At 65.9% G+C, this 23,683-nt stretch carries 22 protein-coding genes; 11 read left to right on the top strand and 11 right to left on the bottom strand.

The genetic code is table 11. The features are described 5' to 3' along the window. Positions 1-29 precede the first annotated feature (29 nt). Complete coding sequence (locus tag DCD74_RS04795) at positions 30-575, top strand: DUF488 domain-containing protein (protein WP_237049655.1); 546 nt, start codon at positions 30-32, stop codon at positions 573-575. On the opposite strand, the gene DCD74_RS04790 is transcribed toward DCD74_RS04795, so the two are convergent. The 3 genes from DCD74_RS04790 to DCD74_RS04780 form a co-directional block, all read right to left on the bottom strand. Further along, positions 572-2,425: an ABC transporter ATP-binding protein gene (locus tag DCD74_RS04790; RefSeq protein WP_112926315.1), complete on the bottom strand. Its 1,854-nt coding sequence runs from the start codon at positions 2,423-2,425 to the stop codon at positions 572-574. The genes DCD74_RS04795 and DCD74_RS04790 overlap by 4 nt on opposite strands. An 81-nt stretch (positions 2,426-2,506) precedes the next feature. Next, entirely contained in the window at positions 2,507-4,480 is a 1,974-nt protein-coding gene (locus tag DCD74_RS04785) for a DNA methyltransferase (RefSeq protein ID WP_217424287.1), read from the bottom strand. Then, positions 4,477-6,798: a DEAD/DEAH box helicase family protein gene (locus tag DCD74_RS04780; RefSeq protein ID WP_217424286.1), complete on the bottom strand. Its 2,322-nt coding sequence runs from the start codon at positions 6,796-6,798 to the stop codon at positions 4,477-4,479. The genes DCD74_RS04785 and DCD74_RS04780 overlap by 4 nt, the downstream gene beginning before the upstream one ends. Between DCD74_RS04780 and DCD74_RS12830 the strand changes: the two genes are divergently transcribed. The 3 genes from DCD74_RS12830 to DCD74_RS04765 all read left to right on the top strand — a co-directional run bounded on the left by DCD74_RS12830 (position 6,754) and on the right by DCD74_RS04765 (position 9,331). After that, entirely contained in the window at positions 6,754-7,494 is a 741-nt protein-coding gene (locus DCD74_RS12830; RefSeq protein ID WP_217424285.1) for a hypothetical protein, read from the top strand. The two genes, DCD74_RS04780 and DCD74_RS12830, sit on opposite strands and share 45 nt — an antisense overlap. Positions 7,495-8,415: 921 nt before the next feature. Continuing rightward, positions 8,416-8,910: a hypothetical protein gene (locus DCD74_RS04770; protein ID WP_112926312.1), complete on the top strand. Its 495-nt coding sequence runs from the start codon at positions 8,416-8,418 to the stop codon at positions 8,908-8,910. A gap of 175 nt (positions 8,911-9,085) precedes the next feature. Continuing rightward, positions 9,086-9,331, top strand: a complete 246-nt coding sequence (locus tag DCD74_RS04765; protein WP_162615800.1) for a copper chaperone — start codon at positions 9,086-9,088, stop codon at positions 9,329-9,331. A gap of 24 nt (positions 9,332-9,355) precedes the next feature. Here DCD74_RS04765 and DCD74_RS04760 read toward each other — a convergent pair whose 3' ends face one another. Beyond that, positions 9,356-9,985 carry a trimeric intracellular cation channel family protein gene (locus DCD74_RS04760; protein WP_112926310.1) on the bottom strand — a complete coding sequence of 210 codons (630 nt, stop codon included), beginning with the start codon at positions 9,983-9,985 and terminating at the stop codon, positions 9,356-9,358. A gap of 119 nt (positions 9,986-10,104) precedes the next feature. Between DCD74_RS04760 and DCD74_RS04755 the strand changes: the two genes are divergently transcribed. After that, positions 10,105-11,625: a fumarate hydratase gene (locus DCD74_RS04755; protein WP_112926309.1), complete on the top strand. Its 1,521-nt coding sequence runs from the start codon at positions 10,105-10,107 to the stop codon at positions 11,623-11,625. An 18-nt stretch (positions 11,626-11,643) separates the two neighbouring features. Here the strand turns inward: DCD74_RS04755 and DCD74_RS04750 are convergent, their stop codons facing one another. The 3 genes from DCD74_RS04750 to DCD74_RS04740 form a co-directional block, all read right to left on the bottom strand. Beyond that, a complete protein-coding gene (locus DCD74_RS04750) occupies positions 11,644-12,942 on the bottom strand; it encodes a mechanosensitive ion channel family protein (RefSeq protein WP_112926308.1) in 1,299 nt (432 codons plus the stop codon). Between the two features lie 60 nt (positions 12,943-13,002). Continuing rightward, positions 13,003-14,268 carry a phospholipase D-like domain-containing protein gene (locus DCD74_RS04745; protein ID WP_112927663.1) on the bottom strand — a complete coding sequence of 422 codons (1,266 nt, stop codon included), beginning with the start codon at positions 14,266-14,268 and terminating at the stop codon, positions 13,003-13,005. Positions 14,269-14,371: 103 nt separating this feature from the next. Beyond that, positions 14,372-14,875: a DUF456 domain-containing protein gene (locus DCD74_RS04740; RefSeq protein WP_112927662.1), complete on the bottom strand. Its 504-nt coding sequence runs from the start codon at positions 14,873-14,875 to the stop codon at positions 14,372-14,374. A 211-nt stretch (positions 14,876-15,086) separates the two neighbouring features. Between DCD74_RS04740 and DCD74_RS04735 the strand changes: the two genes are divergently transcribed. After that, positions 15,087-15,296, top strand: coding sequence for a cold-shock protein (locus tag DCD74_RS04735; protein WP_112926307.1), 210 nt, complete (start codon positions 15,087-15,089; stop codon positions 15,294-15,296). Between the two features lie 168 nt (positions 15,297-15,464). Here DCD74_RS04735 and DCD74_RS04730 read toward each other — a convergent pair whose 3' ends face one another. Both DCD74_RS04730 and DCD74_RS04725 read right to left on the bottom strand, forming a co-directional pair. After that, a complete protein-coding gene (locus tag DCD74_RS04730; RefSeq protein ID WP_112926306.1) occupies positions 15,465-15,938 on the bottom strand; it encodes a glycine zipper 2TM domain-containing protein in 474 nt (157 codons plus the stop codon). A gap of 201 nt (positions 15,939-16,139) precedes the next feature. Further along, on the bottom strand, positions 16,140-16,589 hold the full coding sequence (locus tag DCD74_RS04725; protein ID WP_112926305.1) for a cytochrome c: 450 nt from the start codon (positions 16,587-16,589) through the stop codon (positions 16,140-16,142). 67 nt (positions 16,590-16,656) lie between these two features. On the opposite strand from DCD74_RS04725, the gene DCD74_RS04720 reads away from it, so the two are divergent. Continuing rightward, positions 16,657-17,451, top strand: a complete 795-nt coding sequence (locus DCD74_RS04720; protein ID WP_112926304.1) for a tRNA threonylcarbamoyladenosine dehydratase — start codon at positions 16,657-16,659, stop codon at positions 17,449-17,451. On the opposite strand, the gene DCD74_RS04715 is transcribed toward DCD74_RS04720, so the two are convergent. After that, a complete protein-coding gene (locus DCD74_RS04715; protein WP_112926303.1) occupies positions 17,448-18,218 on the bottom strand; it encodes a TatD family hydrolase in 771 nt (256 codons plus the stop codon). The two genes, DCD74_RS04720 and DCD74_RS04715, sit on opposite strands and share 4 nt — an antisense overlap. A 12-nt stretch (positions 18,219-18,230) precedes the next feature. After that, the gene (locus tag DCD74_RS04710) at positions 18,231-18,464 is read right to left on the bottom strand and encodes a DUF6116 family protein (RefSeq protein ID WP_112926302.1); all 234 of its coding nucleotides are present in this window, start codon (positions 18,462-18,464) and stop codon (positions 18,231-18,233) included. A gap of 205 nt (positions 18,465-18,669) precedes the next feature. On the opposite strand from DCD74_RS04710, the gene DCD74_RS04705 reads away from it, so the two are divergent. The 4 genes from DCD74_RS04705 (at position 18,670) to DCD74_RS04690 (ending at position 23,617) form a co-directional block, all read left to right on the top strand. Continuing rightward, the gene (locus DCD74_RS04705) at positions 18,670-19,467 is read left to right on the top strand and encodes a glycine zipper 2TM domain-containing protein (RefSeq protein ID WP_112927661.1); all 798 of its coding nucleotides are present in this window, start codon (positions 18,670-18,672) and stop codon (positions 19,465-19,467) included. A gap of 104 nt (positions 19,468-19,571) precedes the next feature. Further along, positions 19,572-20,735, top strand: a complete 1,164-nt coding sequence (locus tag DCD74_RS04700; RefSeq protein ID WP_112926301.1) for an acyl-CoA dehydrogenase family protein — start codon at positions 19,572-19,574, stop codon at positions 20,733-20,735. Positions 20,736-20,746: 11 nt separating this feature from the next. Further along, entirely contained in the window at positions 20,747-21,331 is a 585-nt protein-coding gene (locus DCD74_RS04695) for a GNAT family N-acetyltransferase (protein WP_237049654.1), read from the top strand. A gap of 12 nt (positions 21,332-21,343) precedes the next feature. After that, positions 21,344-23,617, top strand: coding sequence for a thiamine pyrophosphate-dependent enzyme (locus DCD74_RS04690; protein WP_112926300.1), 2,274 nt, complete (start codon positions 21,344-21,346; stop codon positions 23,615-23,617). Positions 23,618-23,683 lie beyond the last annotated feature (66 nt).

The raw sequence follows: 23,683 nt of genomic DNA, 5'->3' as shown, positions 1-23,683 counted from the left end.
CTTTATGCCCGCAGCGCAATGATGGGCCGATGAATCACGCCCTCCACACGCTCTGGACCATCGGCCATTCCACCCGCCCGTGGGAGGAATTCGTGGCGATGCTGCAGGCGGACGGCATCGAGGTGCTGGTGGATGTGCGGCGTTTCGCCGGCTCGCGCCGCAACCCGCAGTACTCGCGCGACGTGATGCCGCAGGCCTTGCGCGACGCCGGCATCGACTACCTGCCGATGCCCGCGCTCGGCGGCCGCCGCAAGCCCGAGCCGGATTCGCCCAATACCGCGTGGCGGGTCGAGGCCTTCCGCGCCTACGCCGACCACCTGGCCAGCCCGGAATACATCGAAGCCCGCGACGGACTGATGCGCGTCGCCGCGCAGCGGCGCACCTGCGTGATGTGCGCGGAGGCGGTCTGGTGGCGCTGCCACCGCCGGCTGATCTCGGACGACTTCACCGCGCGCGGCTGGGAAGTCGTGCACCTGATGGCGCCGGGCCGCAGCGACATCCACGTCCTCAACGCCGACGCGGTCATGGTGGGCGACGTACTGGAATACCCCGCGCCGCAGGGGAAACTGCTCTAGCGGTAGCCGGCGGCCTGCAGCTCGAACAACTCCGCGTAGCGGCCGCCCTGCGCCATCAGCTGGTCGTGGGTGCCGCTGGCTTCCACCTTGCCGTCGGCCAGCACCAGGATCCGGTCGGCCATGCGCACGCTGGAGAAGCGGTGCGAGATCAGCACGGCGGTGCGGTCCTCCGACAGTTCCTTGAAGCGCTTGAACACTTCGTACTCGGCGCGGGCGTCAAGCGCGGCGGTCGGCTCGTCCAGGATCATCACCTGCGCGTCGCGCATGTAGGCGCGGGCGATGGCGACTTTCTGCCACTGGCCGCCGGACAGGTCCATGCCTTCCTTGAAGCGGCGGCCGATGACCTGTTCGTAGCCCTTCGGCAGGCCTTCGATCACCTCGTCGGCCATGCCCTTGCGGGCGGCGGATTCGATGCGGGGGAGGTTGCCCATGTCGGCGATGTCGCCCACGCCGATGTTCTCGGCGGCGGTCAGGTGGTAGCGCACGAAGTCCTGGAAGATGACGCCGATGTTCGCGCGCAGGTCTTCCAGGTCGTAGTCGCGCAGGTCGCGGCCATCCAGCAGGATGCGGCCCTCGTCCGGGTCGTAGAGCCGCGCCAGCAGCTTGACCAGCGTGGTCTTGCCGGCGCCGTTCTCGCCCACCAGCGCCAGCACTTCGCCGGCATGCAGTTCAAAACTGAGATGCCGCAGTGCCCAGCGCTCGGACCCTTCGTAGCGGAAGCCCACGTCTTCGAACACGAACCCGGTGCGGATCGGCCGCGGCACCGGCAGGGCATCCGGCTTCGACACGATTTCCGGCTGGATCTCGAAGAACGAATACAGGTCGTCCAGGTAGAGCGCCTGGCTCGCCACCTGCGAGAAACCGGACAGCAGGCTTTCCAGCAACTGCCGCAACCGGCGGAAGCTGCCGGCCAGGAAGGTCAGGTCACCGATGGAGAAATCACCGCGCACCGTGCGCCAGGCGATATAGCCATAGGCCACGTAATAGCCCAGCGTGCCCAGCGCCGCCAGCAGCGTGCCCCAGAACGCGCGCTGTCCGGCCAGCTTGGCGTTGGCCGCGTAGAACTTGTCCGACAGCGTGCGGAAGCGCTCGATGAAAAAGCGGTTGAGGCCGAAGATCTTGACCTCCTTCGCCGTCTCCACGCTCGCGCCCATCTGCCGCAGGTATTCCAGCTGGCGGCGCTCCGGCGTCCACTGGAAATTGAGCGAATAGTTCATCGCGTTGAAATGCGACTCGCCGACGAAGGCCGGGATCAGCGCCACCGCCAGCAGCACCATCAGCCACGGCGCATAGACCAGCAGGCCGGCGGCGAAACTCACCACGGTGATCACGTCCTGCGCCTGCCCGAACAACTGCGAGAGCAGGTTCATCCGCCCCATGGTCTGGCGGCGCGCGCGGTCCAGCTTGTCCTGCAGGTCGGCGTCTTCGAAATCCTCCAGATCGAGCGTGGCCGCGTGCTCCATCAGGCGGATCGATGTCGCGTTGGTGAAGCGCTCGGACAGCAGGCTGTCCACGTAGCCGACGATGCGCCCCAGCAGGTCGGAGACGATCGCCAGCCCGAACTCCGCGCCGATCAGCGTGAGCAGGTGGTTGAGCTGGCCGCTTGCCCAGGCGTCCTGCAGGTTGGCCGGTACATCCAACGCGACCAGCCGCACCGCCTCGTCGATGATCAGCTTACCGATGTAGAGCGTCACCACCGGCAGCAGCGCGCGGATCACCCGGATGCCGATGCTGGCGACGGTCAGCGGCTTGCTGGTGCCCCAGATCTCCCGCAGAAAGGGCGGGATGTTGCGCATCGCGCTGACGCGCTGGCGGAAGTCGAGTTGTTGCGGGGGGAGGGGGGGCGGCATGGGGGAAGTCTGGCGATCACGGGGTCAGAACAGAGTGAGCATATAGGCCCGATCTTTCCCCATCAGCCAGCGCTCCAGACGTTATGCTTCCGCCGTTACCAACACTTCTTCCCCCAACATGTCAGTGATCTTCACCGCGACCGTCGTTTCGCCGTCCTGGGCATCCAACTCGTAACTGCCGGCGACGAAATCGGTCTTTCGGGCGGGCACGTCGGCGTGGACCACGTTGAAGACGGTTCCGTCGTAAGCCGTGTCGATCATTACGCTGTCCACCATCGCGCGCCAGTCGGCGACCTTGGGCTGCACCACGCCTGACTGTTGTGCCAGGCGTTGCAGGATGCAGGGGGAGACGAAATCCTTGATCTCGACGTACAGCTTGCCGCCCTTGCGCTTCACATCAATGCGGACCTGCGCCCGCTCATGCTGGATGAAACCGCCGTACTTCGGGTCGTTGCGAAGTTCGATAACCTCGATGTGATGCGGGTCGGTCTTCTTCTTGCGCAGGCGATTCCACTCTGTGAGCCAGGTGTCGCTGGCCAGCTCCTTGCCCAGGCAGACCACGGTGATGGCACGGTCCTCGTCGGGGCGGGCCTCCAACTCGTTCCGTATCGCCTCCAGGTCCATCGGTGACAGCGGATGGCCGAAGGGGATGATCTTGACCAGACGCTTGCCCAGCAGGCCGTCGAAGTAGGCATCGCTGCGCAACCGCTCCACGCCCAGGTACTCGCAGGCCAGGTTCACCGCCTCGTTGTGCTGGATGGCCAGGTCGTAGTCGTTGACGCGCCAGTGGGTGAAGCCGAGCTGTGCCGGCAAGGGTGCATCGCCCTCGCCCAGCAGCTTGCCTTGAGCCGGCTTGCCGTTTTCACCGGACTGGTCCGCCATGACCAGCTGCAGCCGTTTGGCCGTGGTCTGGATGGCGCCCTTGTTGATGTCGCAGCCGATCCAGCGGCGGCCAAGCTTCTGAGCAACGGCAGCGGTGGTGCCGGAACCGATAAAGCAGTCGAGCACGAGGTCGCCGGGGTTCGAACAGACTTCGATTATCCGCGCAACCAGCTCTTCTGGCTTCTGTGTGGGGTAGCCGACGCGCTCTGCCTTCACGCCTGCGAGTATCGATAGATCCCATACGTCGCGAAGAGGCATGCCTTTTGTCTCTTCATCGCTTGTGATTTTTCGAGTTCCGCTTTCGGCATCGAGTATTTGCGTCTTGCCACCAAAACGCTTCAGGTAACTTTCGGAAGCATCCTCGTACTGTTTGTGGAACGTGTGCTTGTCTTTGCCCTTGAGCACGTAATAGTAAATCGTGTCATGCATCGACTGGAACGCAGAGACATCGGAAGGCCAGCGCCGGTAGCTCCAAACGATTTCATTCACGAAACGATCGGCGCCAAATACTTCATCCATAAGCAACCTAAGAAACGCTCCCTTAGATGCGTCACAATGCAAGAAGATGGCGCCACCATCTGCCAGCAGCTCTTTGAGCAACAACAACCGCTCATACATGAACTGCAGGTAGTTGTCGTTGGCCCAGATATCGGTGTACTGGATCTGCTCGCCAAGCGTGTAGCCTTCGCCGTCCAGCTTCACCTTGCCCTTGGGGCCGCGCAGCTCGACCTTGCGCACGTAGTCGGCGCCGGAGTCGAACGGCGGGTCGATGTAGATCAGCTTGACCTGGCCGCGGAAGCCGTTGGCCAGCAGGCGCGCCAGCACCTCCTTGTTGTCGCCGTGGTACAGCAGGCCACCGCGGCGCAGGTCGTCGGGCCAGCGTTTCCACGGCACACCGCTCGCCGCTTGCTCGCCGTAGGTCTCGACCAGCTGCGCCGGGAACGCCTGCACGCTCGCCGGGGCGCGCTTGCCCACCCAACTCAACATCGGTCGGCCACCCGCCTTGCCGATGGTCACGGTCTGCTGCGCGCCACGCACGCGGGTCAGCACGTCGGCACCGGCCGCAGGAGCGGCCTTGGCCGCCGCCTTCCGGGTCGCCTTCTTCGCAACCTTCTTCGCAGCCGACTGAACCAGTGCTTTTGATGCTTTCTTTGCGGCCTTGCGCGCGCTCATGACTTGCCCCCCAGGAATGTACGCACCCGGGCGAAGTCATTGTTCGCCACGGTATCGGTGTCGGTGAAAAGAATTTCGTAGTCGATGCGGTCGGGGTTGAGCCTGGCCCATTCGTGCACGGCCATCGCCTTGCGGCCACTCTCGCCATCGGTCTCGTCCTTGCGCAGGCGTTCCTGCTTGATCTCCACGATCAGCAGCCTGCCGCTGCCTGGGATCCCGCCGTCCTTCGGCTTCTGGCGGATCAGGAAGTCCGGCGAATACGGATGCCAGCGCCCGTCCACGCCCTTGTACTCGACCACGAAGTCGGTCTTGTCGCGGCCCAGCGCGCCGGTGAAGTACACGTCTTCGATGTCTGCGGCATCCAATTGCAGCGTGGCGAGCACTTTCGCAAGAAAGTCCTTCTCCGGCAGCGAGTCGAAGTTGTATGGGCTGTAGTGGAAGCCAAAACCGCCGCCGTAATCGGCGCGTGCGTCCTTCACGTTCCAGAGCAACTTCTCGCGATCCTTGCGGTAAGTGATTTCGGCGGTGCGGATGGGCTTGCCGTCTGCATCCTGTTCCTCGTTGAAGCCTTCGGGCCGCACCAGCGCCAGCGCGACTTCGATTTCCTCGGATTCGGTTTCGTAATGGCGCACCTGGTCTTCCAGCTGGCTTGCCAAGGCATCCAGGTGGCGCAACGGCACGTCATCGTCACCATAGGCGCCACATAGCGCGTCCAGTACCGCAAACAACGGCAAGCGATAGCGTGCGCCGAGGTCTGCGGCGACGGTGCGGGTGTCGGCCACTTCGATGGCGGCTTCAACTGGCAACGCGTCGCCCAGTTCGCGCATGACCTTTGTGCTGCTGGCCTGCGCAGCCAGTTCGTAACGCTGCACGGTCAGCGCGGGATCGTTGTCATCCGGGCGCTGTAGTTCAAGTATTTCCGGAATCTTCGCCTCCACCCGGCGCACGCGGACAACCTGCCGCTTGAGCACCAGCGGCGGAATGTTCTCCTTGAGCAGCACGATCTTTGCGTGGTGAAGGTTCTCGCGTTCTTGTTTGAGGTCGGCCAGCGATTCGCCGTAGGTCTCCTGCAGCTGGCGATCCAGCACTGCGTAATTGTCCTGAGACAGGTAGATCTTGGCCTTGTGCGAGTTGCCGGGCACCTGGCGCAGGCAGCGGGTGGCCGCCTGCAGCACGAAATTGTTGGAGGACTGCAGGTTGCGGGCCAGCGCGCAGGCAAACAGGCTGGGGCAATTCCAGCCCTCGGTGCCACGGTTCACCAGCAGGATGGCGCGGTGCGTTGACGCGGGATCGTTGAGCCGGTTGAAGGCATCCACGTCGGCTTGCGGGCTGTGCGAGTGATTGGCCAGGCATTCGGACGGCGCGTGGCCGTTGGCGGCGAGCGCGGCTTCCACTACCGGGCGCATGGCTTCCAGGTCGTCGGTTTGCGGGAAATAAATTGCCAGTTTGGCCTTGGCGCCATTGGGCAGCGATACATCGCCGTACCGCTTGAGGAAATCACCGACGACTTCGGTGACGTAAGGCTTGATGTCGTCGCCGAAATCGTAGGCTTCGATATTGCCGGACACAGGCTTGAGGTAGCCGTCCTCGATACCCTGCGACAGGCCGTACCAGTACACGACGTCCAGCAGCGGCTGCTTGTTGTAGTAGGGCGTGCCGGTGGTGTTGACCACGCAGACGACGTTCGTCTCGCTGGCCAGGTAGTCCACGGTCTTGCGCACCTTCTTCAGTTCGGTATCCATCGATTGTCCGTAGGTGTGGTGCGCCTCGTCGGAGAACACGCCCAGATGCGGCAACTGTGCCAGCCGCTGCAGACGACGGTTGGCCACGTCCTGCTTCAGCGCATCAGCATCACCCGCGCCGGCAAACAGGCTGCCCAGGTCGCCCTTGCGAATGGACGCCTTCTGGATGCGGATTTTCTCTGTGTTGGTGACGACGATGTTGTAATGCGAACCGGGGATCACGTCGATGTCCGGGCTGCCGTCACGAGTAAAAGTAAGCTTGACGCTGGCGGCGAACGGCTTGTGCATGCGCGGCGGCAGGATGCCATCGAAGGGCATCGTCGCCAGCTCGCGCAGCGACTCGATGATGGTCTTGCCAGGCGCGAACACCAGCGCGTTGTGCACGAAATTTTCGTCCGGGTACTCCTGCGCCATGGCGAACTCGGTGGCGATGATTGCGCCGATCAGCATCGTCTTGCCGGCACCCATGGCCAGCGCAAGGATGTAGCTCGGGTAGTCGAGGGTCAGTGTTTCGCGCAGGGATTCGAGCTTGTGCTGTTTGACGAAAGCGTCATCGTTGCGGATGTGTTCAATCAACGCATCGAAGCCATGTTCTTCGGCATATTCGCGAAGGATTTCACTGTTCAAACCCAGCGTCTTGCGCAGCTCTACCTTGCTTTGAATCAAGCTTTGGTACAGATCGAAAATACCGGGTGTGCCTTCGACCAGCCGCAAATACCAGTAGGTTTCAAGCGCGCGCACCTGCGGGATGCGCAGGAACGGCGGCTGCCCGGCATCGCGACCCGAAAGCCAGTCAAGGATTTCTGCAACAGCGGGAAAGTCCGAATGTGGATATCCCACCTCACGCCAACTACGGACCTTCCCAACAATCTCTTGCGTAAGTTCCATCGATATGCCTGGCATCCCTTAGGCTTTATTGCCCGTGCTAACTGTCGTTCGACAGTCTATCCGCAGAAGACTTTTCAGCTTCCCTCACCCCGCCATCCACCCCTGCACCCAGCCCGTGCCCTGTACGTCGTCGCTGACCTGCGGCAGCGGGTGATTGCCCAGAACGATCTCGGTCAGCACGACATCAATGTCCACGTCTTCATCGTCCGCATCCGTATCCCGCAATACAGTCACGGTGACGAGCCAGGCGGGCTGTCCGAACACACGGTGTTCCAACTGACGCACCGCCTTGAGCGGGCCACGGAACTCGCAGTCGTCGCGGTCCGTATGGTTGAGCTGAATGAGGGCTGCCAGGCCCTTGGTCTGGATAGTCCGCCATGGTAGTGCTCGACGTCGTCGCTATCGATCGTCCAGAAATCGTCCTGTTCAATGGTCATCACGAAACCTCCCCCAGGTGGTGAGGTTGCAGCGTGCCATGGACGGGTCTCATTGGCGGAGATAGGGCACCGTGGCCGTGGCGCGTATCGCATGGGGCTTGCGGGCAGGGGCTTGGGATGGAGATGACGTACCAACCCCACCGTCCGCACCCCACATCCGAACGCGTGCAGCCCGGGGCCGGACCGGCGGAGGTCAGGAACTCCGTCCACCGAGCCCGACACCTCGGTCGGTTCAGCCTGGACCTCCGCCCACCGAGCTCGCCACCTCCGCCAGTTCGGTCCAGACCTAGGTTCGCCGAGCCCAGACCTCCGTACACCGAGCCCAACACCTCCACCGACCGAGCCCAACACCTCCACCGACCGAGCCCAACACCTCCACCGACCGAGCCCAAAGCTCCGCCCACCGAGCTCCAGACCTCCACGCACCGAGCCCGGAGCTCCGCCCACTGAGCCCAGAGCTCAGTCAACCGAGCTCCCCAGGTCCGCTCACTGAGCTCAGAGCTCCGTCCACCGAGCTCAGAGCTCCGTACACTGAGCCCAGAGCTCACTCAACCGAGCTCAAGAGCTCCGCTCACCGAGCCCAGAGCTCCGTCCACCGAGCTCCAGAGCTCCGCTCACTGAGCCCGGAGCTCCGTCCACCGAGCTCCAGAGCTCCGCTCACTGAGCCCGGAGCTCCGTCCACCGAGCTCCCTAGCTCCGTTCACTGAGCTCAGAGCTCCGCCCACTGAGCTCCAGACCTCCACTCACCCCGTCCGTCCGTCCGCGCATCGGACTAGTCCGATACCCGAGCCGGAGCGCTTCGCTTAGCGTCCAGTGCCGGCCAAGGGGGCCGGCATCCCCCAAACCCCAAGACAAGGAAACAAGGACGATGAGTCAGAACCTGGCAACCGTGCACCCCGATGCCCAGCAGTGGGCGGCCGTGGACAGCGCGCTGGAGGCGATCGAACAGGCGTTGCTGCCTTCCACCGTGAAACTCAGCCCGGACGAGCGCAAGCGGCTGCCCAAGATGGGCGACGGCTCGGAAGCGTTCTGCCGCAAGGCGCTGGACGTGATGAGCCAGAACACAGGCATCCTGCCGCGCGATTTCGATGTGGTGGAGATGCGCCGGGACCTGGACGCGCATGACGCCTTCGGCGTGCGGATGGTGCGCCTGAGCCGGCTGCTGGAGCGCGTGCGCGATACCGAGCTGGCACTGGGCAGCGATGTGATGGTGAGCGCGCTGGAGGGCTATGCCTTCCTCAAGATCGCCGGCAAGGGCGAGGGCCTGAACGGGCTGCGCCGGGAACTGGGGCGGCGGTTCGACGGGCAGGGCAAGCGGCCGCAGGCCCCGCTGCCGAGCCCGAAGGCGGTGCCGATCACCTGATTGGATGTGTGGATGTTGCTGCGCGGGGCCCCGCAATGCGGGGCCTCTTTCATGGGGGGATGGGGCCTTCCAACCACGCCTGCCACCCCCATGACCCCGGTCAAGGCAGCCATGCCCGCGCTTGACCACCATGGGCCACCTGCCGGCGCCCGCCGGCTCACCCCGGAGTCACGACATGTTGTTCGACATCGCCACCCTCAAGGACGAAGCCGCCGCCGGTGCCATCGCCCAGGCCATCCTGGCCCGCGATCCCGCCGCCCAGATCACCGTGCAACTGGCCAACCGCCGGGTGAAGGTGCAGGGCGGCGAGCTGAGCGAGGACGACGTGCTGCAGGCCATCAGCGCCGCCGGCCATATCGCCGTCGAGGCCCCGCCGCATTCCGGCGAAGGCAGCACCTGCTGTGGTGGTTGCGGCGGCTGATTGTTGTATTAGGGCACCGCGCGCTCAGTCGCGCCCGGCCTCGCGCCCCTGCAGGGCGCGGGGCAGGTGCCAGCCGTAACGCAGGGCCGCGATGCGCAGGGCGAAACAGGCCAGCGCACCGGCCACCAGGGTGGGTTGCAGCGGCCAGCCCAGCACATGGCCCAGGGCCACCACGCCGGCGCCGGTCAAGGCGGCCACGGCATAGAGTTCGGACCGCAGCACCAGCGGCACCTGGTTGAGCAGCATGTCGCGCAACATGCCGCCGCCCACGCCTGACAGCACGCCCAGCGCCGGGGCCATCCACGGGCTGATGCCCGCATCCAGCGCCTTGGCCGCGCCGGTCACCGCGAAGACCGCCAGACCCATCGCATCCAGGATGCGCACCGGCTGGCCGAAACGCTCGATCCGCCCACTCCAGAAAAAGCCCAGACCCCCGGCCACCAGCCAAATGCCGGCATAGCGCCAGTTGCTGAGCGCCGCGGGCGGAATCGCGCCGATCAGCACATCCCGCGCGATGCCGCCTGCGCTGGCCGTGGCGAAGGCGCAGACCAGCACGCCAAACAGGTCCAGCCGGGCGCGGGCGGCCAGCACCGCGCCGCTGAGGGCAAAGACAAAGGTGCCGATGAGGTCGAGCAGGGTGATCAGGCTGTCCATGCCGGTATTCTCGGCCAAGCGCCGGGTGCCGGGGGCTAAAATGCGGGCCCCGCCGCCAGCCGAAGCCCGCCGTGTCCGTCACTTCCAGCGTTGCCCGCCACCCCGCCGATTTCCCGCCCGTGTCGATCAGGCAGGAAGACTTCATCCAGTCCGTCGCGGACGCGCTGCAGTACATCAGCTACTACCACCCGACGGACTACATCCGGAACCTGGCCGCCGCCTACGAGCGCGAGGAATCCCCGGCGGCGAAAGACGCCATGGCGCAGATCCTCATCAACTCGCGCATGTGCTACGAGGGCCACCGCCCGATCTGCCAGGACACCGGCATCGTCACCGTCTTCCTCGAGATCGGCATGAACGTGCGCTGGGATGACGCGACCATGTCCATCGAGGACATGGCCAACGAGGGCGTACGCCGCGCCTACAACGACCCGGACAACAAGCTGCGCGCCTCGGTACTGGCCGACCCGGCCGGCAAGCGCCGCAACACCGGCGACAACACGCCGTCGGTGGTCAACATGAAGATGGTCCCCGGCAACACGGTGGACGTGATCGTCGCGGCCAAGGGCGGCGGCTCGGAGGCGAAATCCAAGTTCGCGATGTTGAATCCGTCCGACTCCATCGTGGACTGGGTGCTGAAGACGGTGCCGACGATGGGCGCCGGCTGGTGCCCGCCGGGCATGCTCGGCATCGGCATCGGCGGCACCGCCGAGAAGGCGATGCTGCTGGCGAAGGAATCGCTGATGGAGCCCATCGACATCGTCGACCTGAAGGCCCGAGGCGCATCCAACCGCGCGGAGGAACTGCGGCTGGAACTGTTCGACAAGGTCAACGCGCTCGGCATCGGTGCGCAGGGGCTGGGCGGCCTGACCACCGTGCTCGACATCAAGGTCAAGGATTTCCCCACCCACGCCGCCAACCTGCCGGTGGCGATGATCCCCAACTGCGCGGCCACCCGCCATGCGCACTTCACCCTGGATGGCTCGGGCCCGGTGATGCTGGACCCGCCGTCGATTTCCGACTGGCCGGAGCTGACCTACGACGCCAGCAAGGGCCGCCGCGTCGATCTGGACACGATCACCAGGGACGACGTCGCCAGCTGGCAGCCGGGCGAAGTGCTGCTGCTCAACGGCAAGCTGCTGACCGGCCGCGACGCCGCGCACAAGCGCATGACCCAGATGCTGGATGCCGGCGAGAAGCTGCCGGTCGATCTGGCCGGGCGCTTCATCTATTACGTGGGCCCGGTCGATCCGGTGCGCGATGAAGTGGTGGGCCCGGCCGGCCCGACCACGGCGACCCGCATGGACAAGTTCACCCGGCAGATGCTGGAGCAGACCGGCCTGCTGGGCATGGTCGGCAAGGCCGAGCGCGGCCCGGCGGCGATCGAGGCGATCCGCGACCACGGCGCCGCCTATCTGATGGCGGTGGGCGGCAGCGCCTATCTGGTGTCGAAGGCGATCAAGGCGGCCCGCGTGCTGGCCTTCGAAGACCTGGGCATGGAAGCGATCTACGAGTTCGAAGTGCAGGACATGCCGGTGACCGTGGCGGTCGATGCACGCGGCACCTCGGTACACCAGACCGGCCCGAAGGAATGGGCGGCCAAAATCGCCGGGATTCCGCTGGCGGTCATCGAAGACTGACCGCCCGGGCGCAGCCGGTTATTGCGGCTGCGGCTTGGCCTGGTCGTCGAGCAGGTTGACGGCTTCGTCCGCGTCCTGGGCGGCGGCCAGCTGGTGGTCCAGCGTGTGGTCCACGGAGGTATCGCGCGGCGCGGTGGATTCGGTGTCCATGGCGTGTCCGCTGCCGTCATCGCGCATCAGGATGACCTTCTGCACGCCATCGGGCGGCACGATGCCGGAAGCACGCAGGCTGCGGCGCACGTTGCGCATCGCCTCCGAGCGGGTCTTCTGCAGGTCGTTGCGGGTCTGGTCGATCCAGCCGTAGAACTGCAGCGTGGCGCTGCCATCGGCCAGGTCCTTGATCAATGCGGACGGCGCGGGGGTGTCGAGTACGCCATCCACCTTGCCCAGCGCACGCACGCCGATGTCCATGGCGTCGTGCCAGGACTGGCCGACCGAGACATTGGTGGTGAAGTCGAAGCGGCGGCGCGGGTTGCGGCTGTAGTTGAGCAGCACCGACTTGAACACCAGCGCGTTGGGCAGCTGCAGCTGGTTGCCGTCGAAGGTCATCAGCTGGGTGGCGCGGGAGGTCAGGGCGACCACGCGGCCTTCGTGCGAATCGATGCGCACCGAGTCACCGGGGCGGAATGGCTGGCGCACGCTGAGCAGCACGCCGGAGATGTAGTTTTCGGCGATGTCCTTGAACGCGAAACCCAGCACCAGGCCGACCACGCCGGCCGAGCCGAGCACCGCGCCCACCAGTGAGGTCGCGCCCAGCAGGTCGAGCGCGATCAGCACGCCGCCCAGCACGATCAGCGCCTGCACGATGCCGCGCAGCAGCCCGTCCATGTAGGGGTTGCGGTTGCTGATGCGCTTGAGGAGGTGCAGGCGGCGGCTGACCACACCGCCCAGCCAGACCGCGATGGCGACGATCAGCAATGCCACCAGCAGCAGCGGCAGGTTGGCGACCAGCCGCACCAGCTTGCCCTTGACCTCCGACAGCGCGGAGGCGAAGCGCACCTGCAGGTCGGGATCGAGCTGGGTCCGGTTGTCGACCTTCTCGACGCCCTTCACGGCGGCGGCGAGCTTGCCGGCCTGCTGGCGGTCGGGCGGGGTCGGCACTTCGCCGGAGAGCGTGGCCACGCCGCCGGTGACATCGGCCTCCACTTTTTTCAGCGCGGGCTGCGCGTCCAGCTTCTGCTCGACGTGGCGCTCGGCCTGCAGGTCGGTGGCGGTCGGCGCCGGGGTGGCATCGGTAGAAGGGAGCGGCACCTGCGCGCTGGCGGGCAGGGCCAGCAGGAAGAACAGGGCGAGGGACTTCAGAGCATCCAGACGCATGGGGGAAGGGGCGTGGCGGGACAGGCCGGCATTGTCACCGATGCCGGCTGACTCCGCGGTTCACAGCTGCGACTTGAGCGGCAGCACGAACTTCTCCATGAACTTTTCCTTCCACGGGCGCTTGAGCCAGATGTCGTAGGTGTAGCGCTTCGTCGGAATCAGGTCCTGCTCGAAGACCCGGGTCATGCGGGCTGCAAAGGCGGCGTCGTACACGTTGAGGCTGGCCTCGTCGTTGAGCCGGAAGCTGCGCACATCGAAATTGGTCGAGCCCACGCTGACCATGATCCCGTCCACGATCAGCAGCTTGTTGTGCATCATCGTGGGCTGGTACTCGTAGACCTCCACGCCGGCCATCAGCAGCTCGCCCCAGTGCGCCTTGGAGGCGAGCCGCACGGTCTCGGAGTCGATGTGCTTGCCCGGCACGATCACCCGGATCCGCACGCCCCGGTGCCGCGCGGCGATGAGCGCCTTCATGATCAGCTCGTCGGGCACGAAGTAGGCGGCTTCCAGGTCGATGCTGTGTTCGGCGGCGGCGATCGCCAGCAGGTACATCAGGTGCATGCTCTCGCTGCCGCCGGCGGGCGAGGCCAGGAACATGTGCGCGTCCATGTCGCCGGCCTTGGGAATGGCCGGCAGGAATTCCTCGCCGTTGAGCACCACGCCGGTGGTCTTGATCCAGTTGTCGTTGAAGGCGGCCACGAACTGGTTCACCACCGGGCCTTCGACCTTGAAGTGCAGGTCGCGCCAGTGGTCCGGGTCTTCCGCGTTGCCTTCCCACTGGTCGGCGATGCCGACGCCGCCGGTGAAGCCGACCTTGCCATCCACCACCAGGATCTTGCGGTGCGTGCGGTTGTTGAGGCGGCCGATGTTGTACCACTTGAGCGGCCGGTACTGCTGGATGTCCACGCCGGCATCTTTCATCTCGTCCAGCAGGGCCTGGTCCATCTTGATGCTGCCCACCCAGTCCACCAGCATCCGCACTTTCACCCCCGCCCGGGCGCGTTCCGACAATGCATCGGCGAACTTCTTGCCGATGTCACCCGACCAGTAGATGTAGGTCTCGAAGACGATGTTGCGCTGGGCGCCGTGGATCGCCTCCAGCATGGACGGGAAGATTTCCTTGCCGTTTTCCAGGTCGGTGACGTGGTTGCCGGCCATGATGCCGGGCCCCAGCAGCACGCCCATCTCGCGCCGGAACTGCGGATCGGCGGCGGCGTAGCGGTGCTCGATCTTGCGTTCGAGTTTCTTTTCCGGCGTGGCGAAGTTCATCGCCAGCACCACCAGGATCACGGTCACCAGCGCGGTGACCAGCACGGTCCAGATCATGCGTCGCTTGCTCCAGTTGAACGGCACGGGCGGTGCTCGGTGTGGCGGAAGCGGCAGCATGAAGCTTCACCCGCGGCAGCCGGGTGAAGAAAAAAATGCGGGCTCAGGGGATGAACCAGACCAGCGCGAACAGTCCGATCATGGTGAAGGCCAGCGCCAGCTTGAGCACGATGCCGAGCACGATGCCCATCCAGGTGCCGACGCCGATCTTGGCGGCATCGCCCAGGTCCGCGCTCTGCACACTGCGGCGGTGGATGAGTTCACCACCCAGCGCCCCCACGAAGGGCCCGGCGATGATGCCGATGGGCCCCAAAAAGATGCCGACCAGCATGCCGAGCATCGCGCCGGCCACCGCCAGCTTGCTCGCACCCACGCGTTTCGCGCCGACGCCGGTGGCCCAGAAATCGACCACCATCGAGATGATCGTCAACAGCCCGAGCGGGATCATCCAGCCCCAGTGCACATGCTGGAAACCATCGTTCCAGGCCGCCAGCGCCAGGCCCACGAAGACCAGCGGCAGGCCGGGCAGCGCGGGCAGCACCGTGCCGATGACGCCGGCCACCACCAGCACACCGGCGACCACGTAGAACAGGGTGGTGTTTTCCATCGCAAAGTCCATGTCCGGGGGCCCTGATTCTCACCCGGAACGCCGATTGCAATTTCACAATGCCGGGGCTAAGTTTTCCCCGCTGGGTTCCAAGGGTCACCGTGGATCGTGACCTGCGTGGTGGCTCCACCTGCTGCACCGTTGTTGCACGTGTCCTCCTTGTGACCAGCGCCGCTCGTTGTCTTCCTGCAATGTCCAAGGAGTCAGTTCGATGTCGAACCGTGAGACCGGTACCGTGAAGTGGTTCAACGATGCCAAGGGTTTTGGTTTCATCAGCCGCGAGAATGGCGATGACGTCTTCGTCCATTTCCGCGCGATCCAGAGCCAGGGCTTCAAGTCGCTGAAGGAAGGCCAGAAGGTCACCTTCACCGTGGTCCAGGGCCAGAAGGGCCTGCAGGCCGACGCCGTCGAGCCGATGTGACCCAACGCGATCATGTGCAATGAGGAAGCCCCGCGATGCGGGGCTTCTTTTTTGCCTGGGGTCTGTCGTGGCCGGTCGGTCGTGGCGCCCCGGGCATCTTCGCCCGGAAAGCAGACGGCCCGCGAAGGCGGGCCGTTGCTTGATTCCGTTGAGGTGCGGGTTGCGCGATCAACGCGGCCAGGCGCGGCCGTTGTAGACGCGGACATACGAGCCCTGACGGATGCCGCCCAGATCGCTCTGGGTCACCACGGTTTCGCGGCCATCGCTCATGCGGACGTACACGTTGTAGCTGCCACCCGCGCCGGTGCGGTTCTGGATGGCATTGCCGGCCACGGCGCCGGCCACGGCACCGGCGACGGTGGCGGTGTTCTGGCGGCCTTCGCTGTCGGTCTGGTTCTTGGCGATCTCGCGCCCGGCGACCGCACCCACGATGCCGCCGACGACCGCGCCGGTGCGGTTGGGCACGCTGGACGAACCGGCGACCATCTCGATGCGCGTCACGGTGCCGCAGTCATAGCAGTTGGCGCTGGCCGGCGGCGGTGCGCCGCCATAGGTGGAGCCGTAAGGCGAGGTGGCGCAGCCGGAGGCCAGTGCCACCGTCGAAGCCGCGAGCGTGGTCAGTGCGAGGTTGCGGATGTTCATGCCTCTCTCCTGCGTGTAGGCGGATGCCACGGGCCACGCTAGGCGCAGGCGTCTGAATCCGTCGTCAATGCGGCCAGATCGGGAGCCTGGCGTCAGCGCCGATTCACCGACGAGCGGATGAGGTGAAGGGGCGGCATCGTTTATCGCGCAAAAGAAAAGCCCCGGTTTCCCGGGGCTTTGTGTATGTGATGCAGGCTGCGATCAGGACTTCTTGAAGTCGTCGTGGCAGGCCTTGCACTGGCCACCGACCTCGCCCATGGTCGCCTTCAGGCTTTCGCAGCTGAGCGGCGGGTTGGACTGGGCGGCATCCAGCGCGGCGCGGAAGTTGGCGGTGTGCTTGACGAAGCGTTCGTCCTTGGCGTCTTCGCCGAAGGCCGGTTCGATGTCATCGGCCATGCGGCGCAGGGTCTGGATGTGCGGGATGGTGTCGTTGGCGGTGCAGCGGTTGAGCTCGATGTTCTTCTTGAGCTGGCCCATGTGCCAGCCCTGCACGGTCATCACGCTGTCCGGGAAGTGGTCCTGCTTGGCCCGCCAGGTGTTCAAGAGCATCACCGCGCCGATCGCACCCAGCACCAGGCCGAGCAGCAGCATGAAGAAGTAGCGGCCGGCGGCCGAAGACTTGCGCGGGGTGGATTCGATCGGGCTCGACATGGGTATTCACTGGTTTCCGAGGGTCGGCCGCACCTTAGCACGCCGGTCGTGCCGGTAGAATCGCGCCATGACTACGGAGGCCAAGGCTCGCTTCGGCGGCATCGAGCGGTTGTATGGGCAGGGGGCGCTCGAGCGTCTGGCGGGCATGCACGTCGCCGTGGTCGGGATCGGCGGGGTGGGCTCGTGGGCAGTCGAGGCCTTGGCGCGCAGCGGTGTCGGCAAGCTCACGCTGATCGATGCGGACGACATCTGCGTCTCCAACGCCAACCGCCAGCTGCCCGCGCTCGACGGCCAGTTCGGGCGCAACAAGGTGGACGCGATGGCCGAACGCTGCCGTGCCATCAATCCCGGCATCGACATCCTCGCGGTCACCTCCTTCCTCACGCCGTCCAACATGGCCGACCTGCTGGGCGGCGGCTTCGACCTGGTGCTGGATGCCTGCGACAGCTTCCGCGCCAAGGTCGAGATGATCGCGTTCTGCCGCCGCCGCAAGCAGCCGATCATCACCGTCGGCGCCGCCGGTGGCCGCACCGATGTGACCCAGGTGCGCGTGCGTGACCTGTCGCGCACCGAGCACGACGCGATGCTCTCGCTGATCCGCAAGAAGCTGCGCGGCGAGTTCAATTTCCCCAAGAACCACGCGCGTTATTTCGGCGTGCCGGCGGTGTATTCGCTGGAGAACGTGCGCTACCCGCAGGCCGATGGCAGCGTCTGTGGCGTGCGCCCGAGCATGGGGCCGGACGAGGCGCTGAAGCTCGACTGTGGCGCCGGGCTTGGTGCCGCGACCCATATCACCGGCACCTTCGCCTTTGCCGCGGTCGGCAAGGCGCTGGAGATGCTGCTGAAACCGAAGGCGTCCTAGCCGGCGACGATGCCGAACAGGCGCTCGGCGTTCGCCGTGGTCGCCTGGGCGATGGTTTCGGGCGACTCGCCGCGCAGTTCCGCGATGGCCTCCAGCACCACCGGCAGCCGTACCGGTTCGTTGCGCTGGCCGCGCCACTGCGAATCGGGCTGGTCGGGGGAATCGGTTTCCAGCAACAGGTGTTCGATGGGCATGGCGGCCACCAGCCGGCGCAGCCGTTGCGCACGCTCATAGGTCACCGGCCCGCCGATGCCGAGCATGAAGCCGAGTTTGTAGAGCTGTTCGGCCTGTTCCTCGCTGCCGGCGAAGCTGTGGACCACGCCGTGCAGCGGCATGAAGCGGCGCAGGGTGGCGATGACGGCATCGAAGGCGCGGCGGCCATGCACGATCACCGGCAGCTCGAATTCCCGCGCGAGCTCAAGTTGCGCTTCGAAATAATGCTGTTGCCGTTCGCGGTCTAGGTCCTCGATGAAGTAGTCGAGGCCGATTTCGCCGACCGCCACGCAGCGTTCCTGTTCAAGCTGGGCACGCAGGGCGAGCAGGTGTTCGGGGCGATGCTGGGGCAGATAGATCGGGTGCAGTCCATAGGCGGCGTGGAGGCCGGCGTCTTCCGCGCAGACCTCGCGGAGCCGGGGCCAGCCGGCGGCATCGATGGCCGGGACGATCTGCGCGACCACGCCCTCGTCCTTCGCACGCTGCAGGGTCTGCGCGCGGTCGATGTCGAACGCATCGACATCGAAATGGCTGTGGGTGTCGACGAGGCGCATCACGCCGCCGGTTTATTCGCGGCGCGCGGAACCATCGATGGCGTCGGTGGTGTCGGGCGGCTGCTTGCGGTTCTTCCAGTTGGCCAGCACCAGGGTGCCGAGGCCGAGCAGGATTTCATCGGCGAACGGAATGAAATCCGGGATGAACATGTCCAGCACGAACAGGGCCGCGACCAGCTTGAACAGGGTGGGGTGCCGAAGCTTGCGTGCCCAGTTGAGGAACGGCGCGATGAGAAGTCGGCTCATGTGTCTTTGATCCCGGCAGCACCGTGCTGCCTACGCCGGAAAACTAGCACGCAGCGCGTTGACCGCAAGGCGTTGGCCCGGATGCGCGGAGGCGCCCAATTCAGGCGGGCGTCACGCTCAGGGGCCGCTGGCGTGGCGGGGTTCAGCCGCGAAAGGCTTGAATGCAGCCATGCACGCAGGCGAAGTTCCGCCGAAGGAGAAGAGCATGTACGTGGACAACAAGATACTTGCCGTGGCTCTGGGTTCCCTGCTGGTGGGCGGTGGCGCCGTGGCGGCCTACCACACGCTGCAATCCGAGCCCGCACGCACGGGCGTCGAATCGATGGTGACCGCGCAGCCGAATACGGCCAGCCAGGCCGGTCCTGAAATCGCGCCGTTGAACCTGGCCGCCGGCCCGGCGGTGAGCTATGCGCCGATCGTCGGGGTCAAGGAAGTGAAGTCCTCGTCGGCCCAGTACGCGCAGGTGCTGGATGTGGATCCGGTGACGCGCTCGGTGGCGCAGTCGCAGCCGCGCCAGGAATGCCGCGATGTCGCGGTGGCCCAGCGCCTGCCGGAACGTGACGGCAACGTGGGCGGCACGGTGGCCGGCGCGGTGATCGGCGGCCTGCTGGGCAACCAGGTCGGGGGCGGCGATGGCCGCAAGGTCGCGACCGCCGCGGGTGCGGTGGCCGGTGGCTTTGTCGGCAACCGCATCGACCGTCGCCATGTGGGTGGCCGGGTGGTGCAGGGCACCGAACGCCAGTGCCATACCGTCAGCGATACCGTGAACCGCGACAAGGTGATCGGCTATGACGTGACCTTCCGCAACCCGGATGGCAGCACCGGCATGAAGCGGATGACCAGCCGCCCGGGTTCGCGCATCAGCCTGGGCAAGGCGACCACGACCACCGGCTACGACGTGACTTACGAGGTCAATGGCGAGCAGAAGGTGGTGCGGATGGAGGATCGCCCAACCGTGGACCGCTTCCGCATCGTGGACGGCCAGGTCATCACCAAGGGCTGATCCACCATCGGCCTGCGAATGGAGCGGGAGCCGGCGACGGCTCCCGTTTCTTTTGCCCGCGCCGCTAGAATGGCGGGCTTGTTCAACCACAACCCGTATCCGCCATGGCCCTGCATCCCTATGACCTCTACGACGTTCGCTCCCTGCTGACCGAGGAGGAACGCGCGGTACAGGACACCGTGGCGCGCTTCACCGACGAACGCGTGCTGCCGGTCATCGGCGACTGCTTCGACAAGGGTGAATTCCCGCGTGAACTGATCCCGGAAATGGCCGAGCTGGGCCTGCTGGGCAGCTCGCTGCCGGAGGAATACGGCTGTGCCGGCCTCAACGGCGTCAGCTACGGCCTGATCTGCCAGGAACTGGAACGCGGCGACTCGGGCATCCGCAGCTTTGCCTCCGTGCAGAGCTCGCTGTGCATGTATCCGATCTACGCCTACGGCAACGAGGAACAGAAGCGCCGCTGGCTGCCGGACATGGCCGCCGGCAAGGTGATCGGCTGCTTCGGCCTGACCGAGCCGCACGGTGGTTCCGACCCGGCCAACATGAAGACGCACGCGAAGAAGGATGGCGGCGACTGGGTGATCAACGGTTCCAAGATGTGGATCACCAACGGCAACCTGGCCGACATCGCCATCGTCTGGGCGCAGACCGATGACGGCATCCAGGGCTTCATCGTGGAGAAGGACATGCGGGGCTTCACCGCCCAGGTCATCAAGCACAAGATGAGCCTGCGCGCCTCCGTCACCAGCGCGTTGTTCTTCGACAACCTGCGCGTGCCGGACAGCAGCCGCCTGCCGAACGTGAAGGGCCTGAAGGGGCCGCTGGGCTGCCTGACGCAGGCCCGCTACGGCATCACCTGGGGCCCGATCGGTGCCGCCATCGCCTGTCTGGATGAAGTGATCGGCTACACCAAGGAGCGCATCCTGTTCGGGCGCCCGGTGGCGGCGACGCAGAGCGCGCAGCTGAAGATGTCCGACATGGCCCGCCGCATCACCACCGCGCAGCTGCTCTCGCTGCAGCTGGGCCGGCTGAAGGATGCCGGCAACATGCAGCCGACCCAGGTCAGCCTGGCCAAGTGGAACAACTGCCGCATGGCGATCGACATCGCGCGTGAGTGCCGCGACCTGCTGGGCGGCGCCGGCATCACCACCGAGCACGCGGCGATCCGCCACGCGCTGAACCTGGAATCGGTCATCACCTACGAAGGCACGGAGACCGTGCACCAGCTGGTGGTGGGCCGCGAGCTCACCGGCATCAACGCATTCTGACCGGGCGCGGCGTGGACTGCGCGAATGCCCACGCCGCCTGGTTCGCGCGCCTGCGCGAAGGCGCACCCGTGCTCGACACCGCACGCCTGCGCCTGCAGGTGCCGCAGATCGCGGACTTCGACCGCTTTGCCGAGATGTTTGCCGACCCGGCCACCCACCACATCGGCGGGCCGCTGACCCGTGGCGATGCCTGGCGACGCTTCCTGCAGATGCCGGGCGCGTGGTTCATGCAGGGGTTCGGGATGTTCTCGATCATCGAGAAATCCAGCGGCCTGTTCGTCGGCCAGGCCGGACCGTGGCAGCCCGATGGCTGGCCGGGCACCGAAGTCGGCTACGCGATGCATGCCGACGGACGCGGCAAGGGCTATGCCACCGAAGCCTGCACGGCGGCCATCGACTGGGCCTTCGATGCGCTCGGCTGGGACGAGGTGATCCAGTCCATCGACGCCGCCAACACCGCCTCGCAGCAGCTGGCGATCCGGCTCGGGGCGCGCAACCGCGGGCCGGGCCGCTACCCGCCGCCGCTGGACACGCACGCCATCGACATCTGGGGCCAGACCCGCGAAGAGTGGTTCGCCCATCGACAACTTTCCTGAAACCCTGACGCCATGACCTTCGCCACCGTTCCGAATCCCATCCCCGCACGCATGCGCGGCCTCAACCGCGCCGAGATCTGCGACGTCAACTTCGTCGAATTCGTCAAGCAGTGGGAGGGCGAGAAGCAGGCGAAACCGGCCCCGCACGAAGCGATCCTGGACGGCAGCGCGCTCGACGCGCAGGGCTTCCGCGAACTGTTCGAATCGCAGCTGATCAGCCGGCATCTGGACCTGATGGCGCGCGTGCTGCGCGTGCAGAACAAGGTCTTCTACACCATCGGCTCCAGCGGCCACGAAGGCAACGCGATGGTCGCCCGCGCTGCCCGCCACACCGACCCCGCGTTCCTGCATTACCGCAGCGGCGGCTTCATGGCCGAGCGTTTCCGCAAGCTGCCGGGCATGGACCCGATCATGGATTCGGCGCTGTCGTTCGCGGCGAGCGCGGATGACCCGGCCAGCGGCGGCCGTCACAAGGTCTGGGGCTCGAAGCCGTTGTGGGTGCTGCCGCAGACCTCGACCATCGCCTCGCACCTGCCGAAGGCGCTCGGCACGGCGATCGCCATCGAGGCCGGCAAGCGCCTGCACAGCACGCTGCCGGTGCCCGACGACAGCATCGCCATCTGTTCCTTCGGTGATGCCAGCGCCAACCACGCCACCGCGCAGACCGCGTTCAACGCCGCCAGCTGGACCGCGTACCAGAAGCTGCCGGCGCCGGTGCTCTACGTCTGCGAGGACAACGGCATCGGCATTTCGGTGAAGACGCCGGGTGGCTGGATCGCCGAGTCGTTCCGCAACCGCCCCGACCTCGACTACTTCTTCGCCGACGGCCTCGACCTCGCCAACGGCTATGCCGACGTGCTGCGCGCGGTCGAACATTGCCGCAGCACGCGCCGGCCGACCTTCCTGCATCTGCGCACGACGCGGATCATGGGTCACGCCGGCACCGACTTCGAGATCGAGTGGCGCAGCATCGACGAACTCTGTGCGGTGGAGGCGACCGACCCCCTGCTGCGCAGCGCGGCCATCGCGCTGGAATCGGGGGCGATGTCGAAGATGGAAATCCTCGCGCTGTACGAGGAAACCCGGCAGAAATGCTTCGCCGCCGCCGAGGACGCCGACCGCCGCCCGCGCATCGAAACGCTGGAGGAAGTGATGCGCCCGCTGGCGCCGTACACGCCGGACAAGGTGATGGCCGAAGCCACGCGTGCCGATTTCGGCGCGACCCGCGAGCAGGTGTTCGGCGGCGAGGAGAAGCTGCCGGAAGCGCTGCCGCCGCGCCATCTCGCCATCCAGATCAACAACGCGCTGCACGACCTGATGGCGAAGTACCCGGAGACCTTGCTGTTCGGCGAGGACGTCGCGCAGAAGGGCGGCGTGTACACGGTCAGCAAGGGCCTGCACAAGGCGTTCGGCAACCGTCGCGTGTTCAACACGCTGCTCGACGAGACGATGATCCTGGGCATGGCGCAGGGCTTCGCCAACATGGGGATGCTGCCGATACCGGAAATCCAGTACCTGGCCTATCTGCACAACGCCATCGACCAGATCCGTGGCGAGGCGGCTTCGTTGCAGTTCTTCAGCAACAACCAGTTCGCCAACCCGATGGTCGTGCGCATCGCCGGGCTCGGTTACCAGCGCGGCTTCGGCGGCCACTTCCACAACGACAACTCGGTGACGGCGCTGCGCGACATCCCGGGCATCGTGGTCGGCTGCGCGAGCCGGGGCGATGACGCGGCGATGATGCTGCGCACGCTGGCGGCGATGGCGAAGGTGGACGGGCGGGTGACGGTCTTCCTGGAGCCCATCGCGCTGTACATGACCAAGGATCTGTACGAAGCCGGCGATGGCCAGTGGCTCACCGACTATCCCGCGCCCGACCAGGCACTGGTGCCGGGCGAGGAACGCATCTACAACCCCGATGCGACCGATTGCGTGATCTTCAGCTACGGCAACGGCATGCCGATGAGCCTGCGCGCCGCCCGCGAGATCGAGAAGAAGCATGGCTGGAAGGTGCGCGTCATCGACCTGCGCTGGCTGGTGCCGCTCAACCATGCGGCCATCGCCAGGCATGCCGGGGCGTGCAAACGCATCCTGGTGGTGGACGAAGGCCGCTTCAGCGCCGGCATCGGCGAAGGCGTGATCACCGCGATCACCGAGGCCGGCCACGGCGGCAAGCCGCTGCAGCGCGTGGTGGGCGCGGATACCTACACGCCGCTGGCCGGCGCCGCCTTCCTGGTCATTCCGAAGGACGAGGACATCGTCGCCGCGGCGGACCGGTTGGCCTGAGCATCCACATCGGTGCGCATGCCGGGGTGCGTGCGCATCGACATCGACATCTTCCAAATTCAAGCA

Origin of the sequence: Lysobacter oculi, assembly GCF_003293695.1 — a bacterium.
GTDB classification, from domain to species: Bacteria; Pseudomonadota; Gammaproteobacteria; order Xanthomonadales; family Xanthomonadaceae; genus Solilutibacter; species Solilutibacter oculi.
Note: the sequence above shows the minus strand (reverse complement) of the source record. Positions and strands in the feature narration are given on the sequence as shown.

Excerpts from the sequence above, each read along its gene's own strand:
- DCD74_RS04795 (WP_237049655.1), top strand. The coding sequence starts at position 30 with ATGAATCACGCCCTCCACACGCTCTGGACCATCGGCCATTCCACCCGC.
- DCD74_RS04790 (WP_112926315.1), bottom strand. The coding sequence starts at position 2,425 with ATGCCGCCCCCCCTCCCCCCGCAACAACTCGACTTCCGCCAGCGCGTC.
- DCD74_RS04785 (WP_217424287.1), bottom strand. The coding sequence starts at position 4,480 with ATGAGCGCGCGCAAGGCCGCAAAGAAAGCATCAAAAGCACTGGTTCAG.
- DCD74_RS04770 (WP_112926312.1), top strand. The coding sequence starts at position 8,416 with ATGAGTCAGAACCTGGCAACCGTGCACCCCGATGCCCAGCAGTGGGCG.
- DCD74_RS04765 (WP_162615800.1), top strand. The coding sequence starts at position 9,086 with ATGTTGTTCGACATCGCCACCCTCAAGGACGAAGCCGCCGCCGGTGCC.
- DCD74_RS04760 (WP_112926310.1), bottom strand. The coding sequence starts at position 9,985 with ATGGACAGCCTGATCACCCTGCTCGACCTCATCGGCACCTTTGTCTTT.
- DCD74_RS04750 (WP_112926308.1), bottom strand. The coding sequence starts at position 12,942 with ATGCGTCTGGATGCTCTGAAGTCCCTCGCCCTGTTCTTCCTGCTGGCC.
- DCD74_RS04745 (WP_112927663.1), bottom strand. The coding sequence starts at position 14,268 with ATGATCTGGACCGTGCTGGTCACCGCGCTGGTGACCGTGATCCTGGTG.
- DCD74_RS04740 (WP_112927662.1), bottom strand. The coding sequence starts at position 14,875 with ATGGAAAACACCACCCTGTTCTACGTGGTCGCCGGTGTGCTGGTGGTG.
- DCD74_RS04735 (WP_112926307.1), top strand. The coding sequence starts at position 15,087 with ATGTCGAACCGTGAGACCGGTACCGTGAAGTGGTTCAACGATGCCAAG.
- DCD74_RS04730 (WP_112926306.1), bottom strand. The coding sequence starts at position 15,938 with ATGAACATCCGCAACCTCGCACTGACCACGCTCGCGGCTTCGACGGTG.
- DCD74_RS04725 (WP_112926305.1), bottom strand. The coding sequence starts at position 16,589 with ATGTCGAGCCCGATCGAATCCACCCCGCGCAAGTCTTCGGCCGCCGGC.
- DCD74_RS04720 (WP_112926304.1), top strand. The coding sequence starts at position 16,657 with ATGACTACGGAGGCCAAGGCTCGCTTCGGCGGCATCGAGCGGTTGTAT.
- DCD74_RS04715 (WP_112926303.1), bottom strand. The coding sequence starts at position 18,218 with ATGCGCCTCGTCGACACCCACAGCCATTTCGATGTCGATGCGTTCGAC.
- DCD74_RS04710 (WP_112926302.1), bottom strand. The coding sequence starts at position 18,464 with ATGAGCCGACTTCTCATCGCGCCGTTCCTCAACTGGGCACGCAAGCTT.
- DCD74_RS04705 (WP_112927661.1), top strand. The coding sequence starts at position 18,670 with ATGTACGTGGACAACAAGATACTTGCCGTGGCTCTGGGTTCCCTGCTG.
- DCD74_RS04700 (WP_112926301.1), top strand. The coding sequence starts at position 19,572 with ATGGCCCTGCATCCCTATGACCTCTACGACGTTCGCTCCCTGCTGACC.
- DCD74_RS04690 (WP_112926300.1), top strand. The coding sequence starts at position 21,344 with ATGACCTTCGCCACCGTTCCGAATCCCATCCCCGCACGCATGCGCGGC.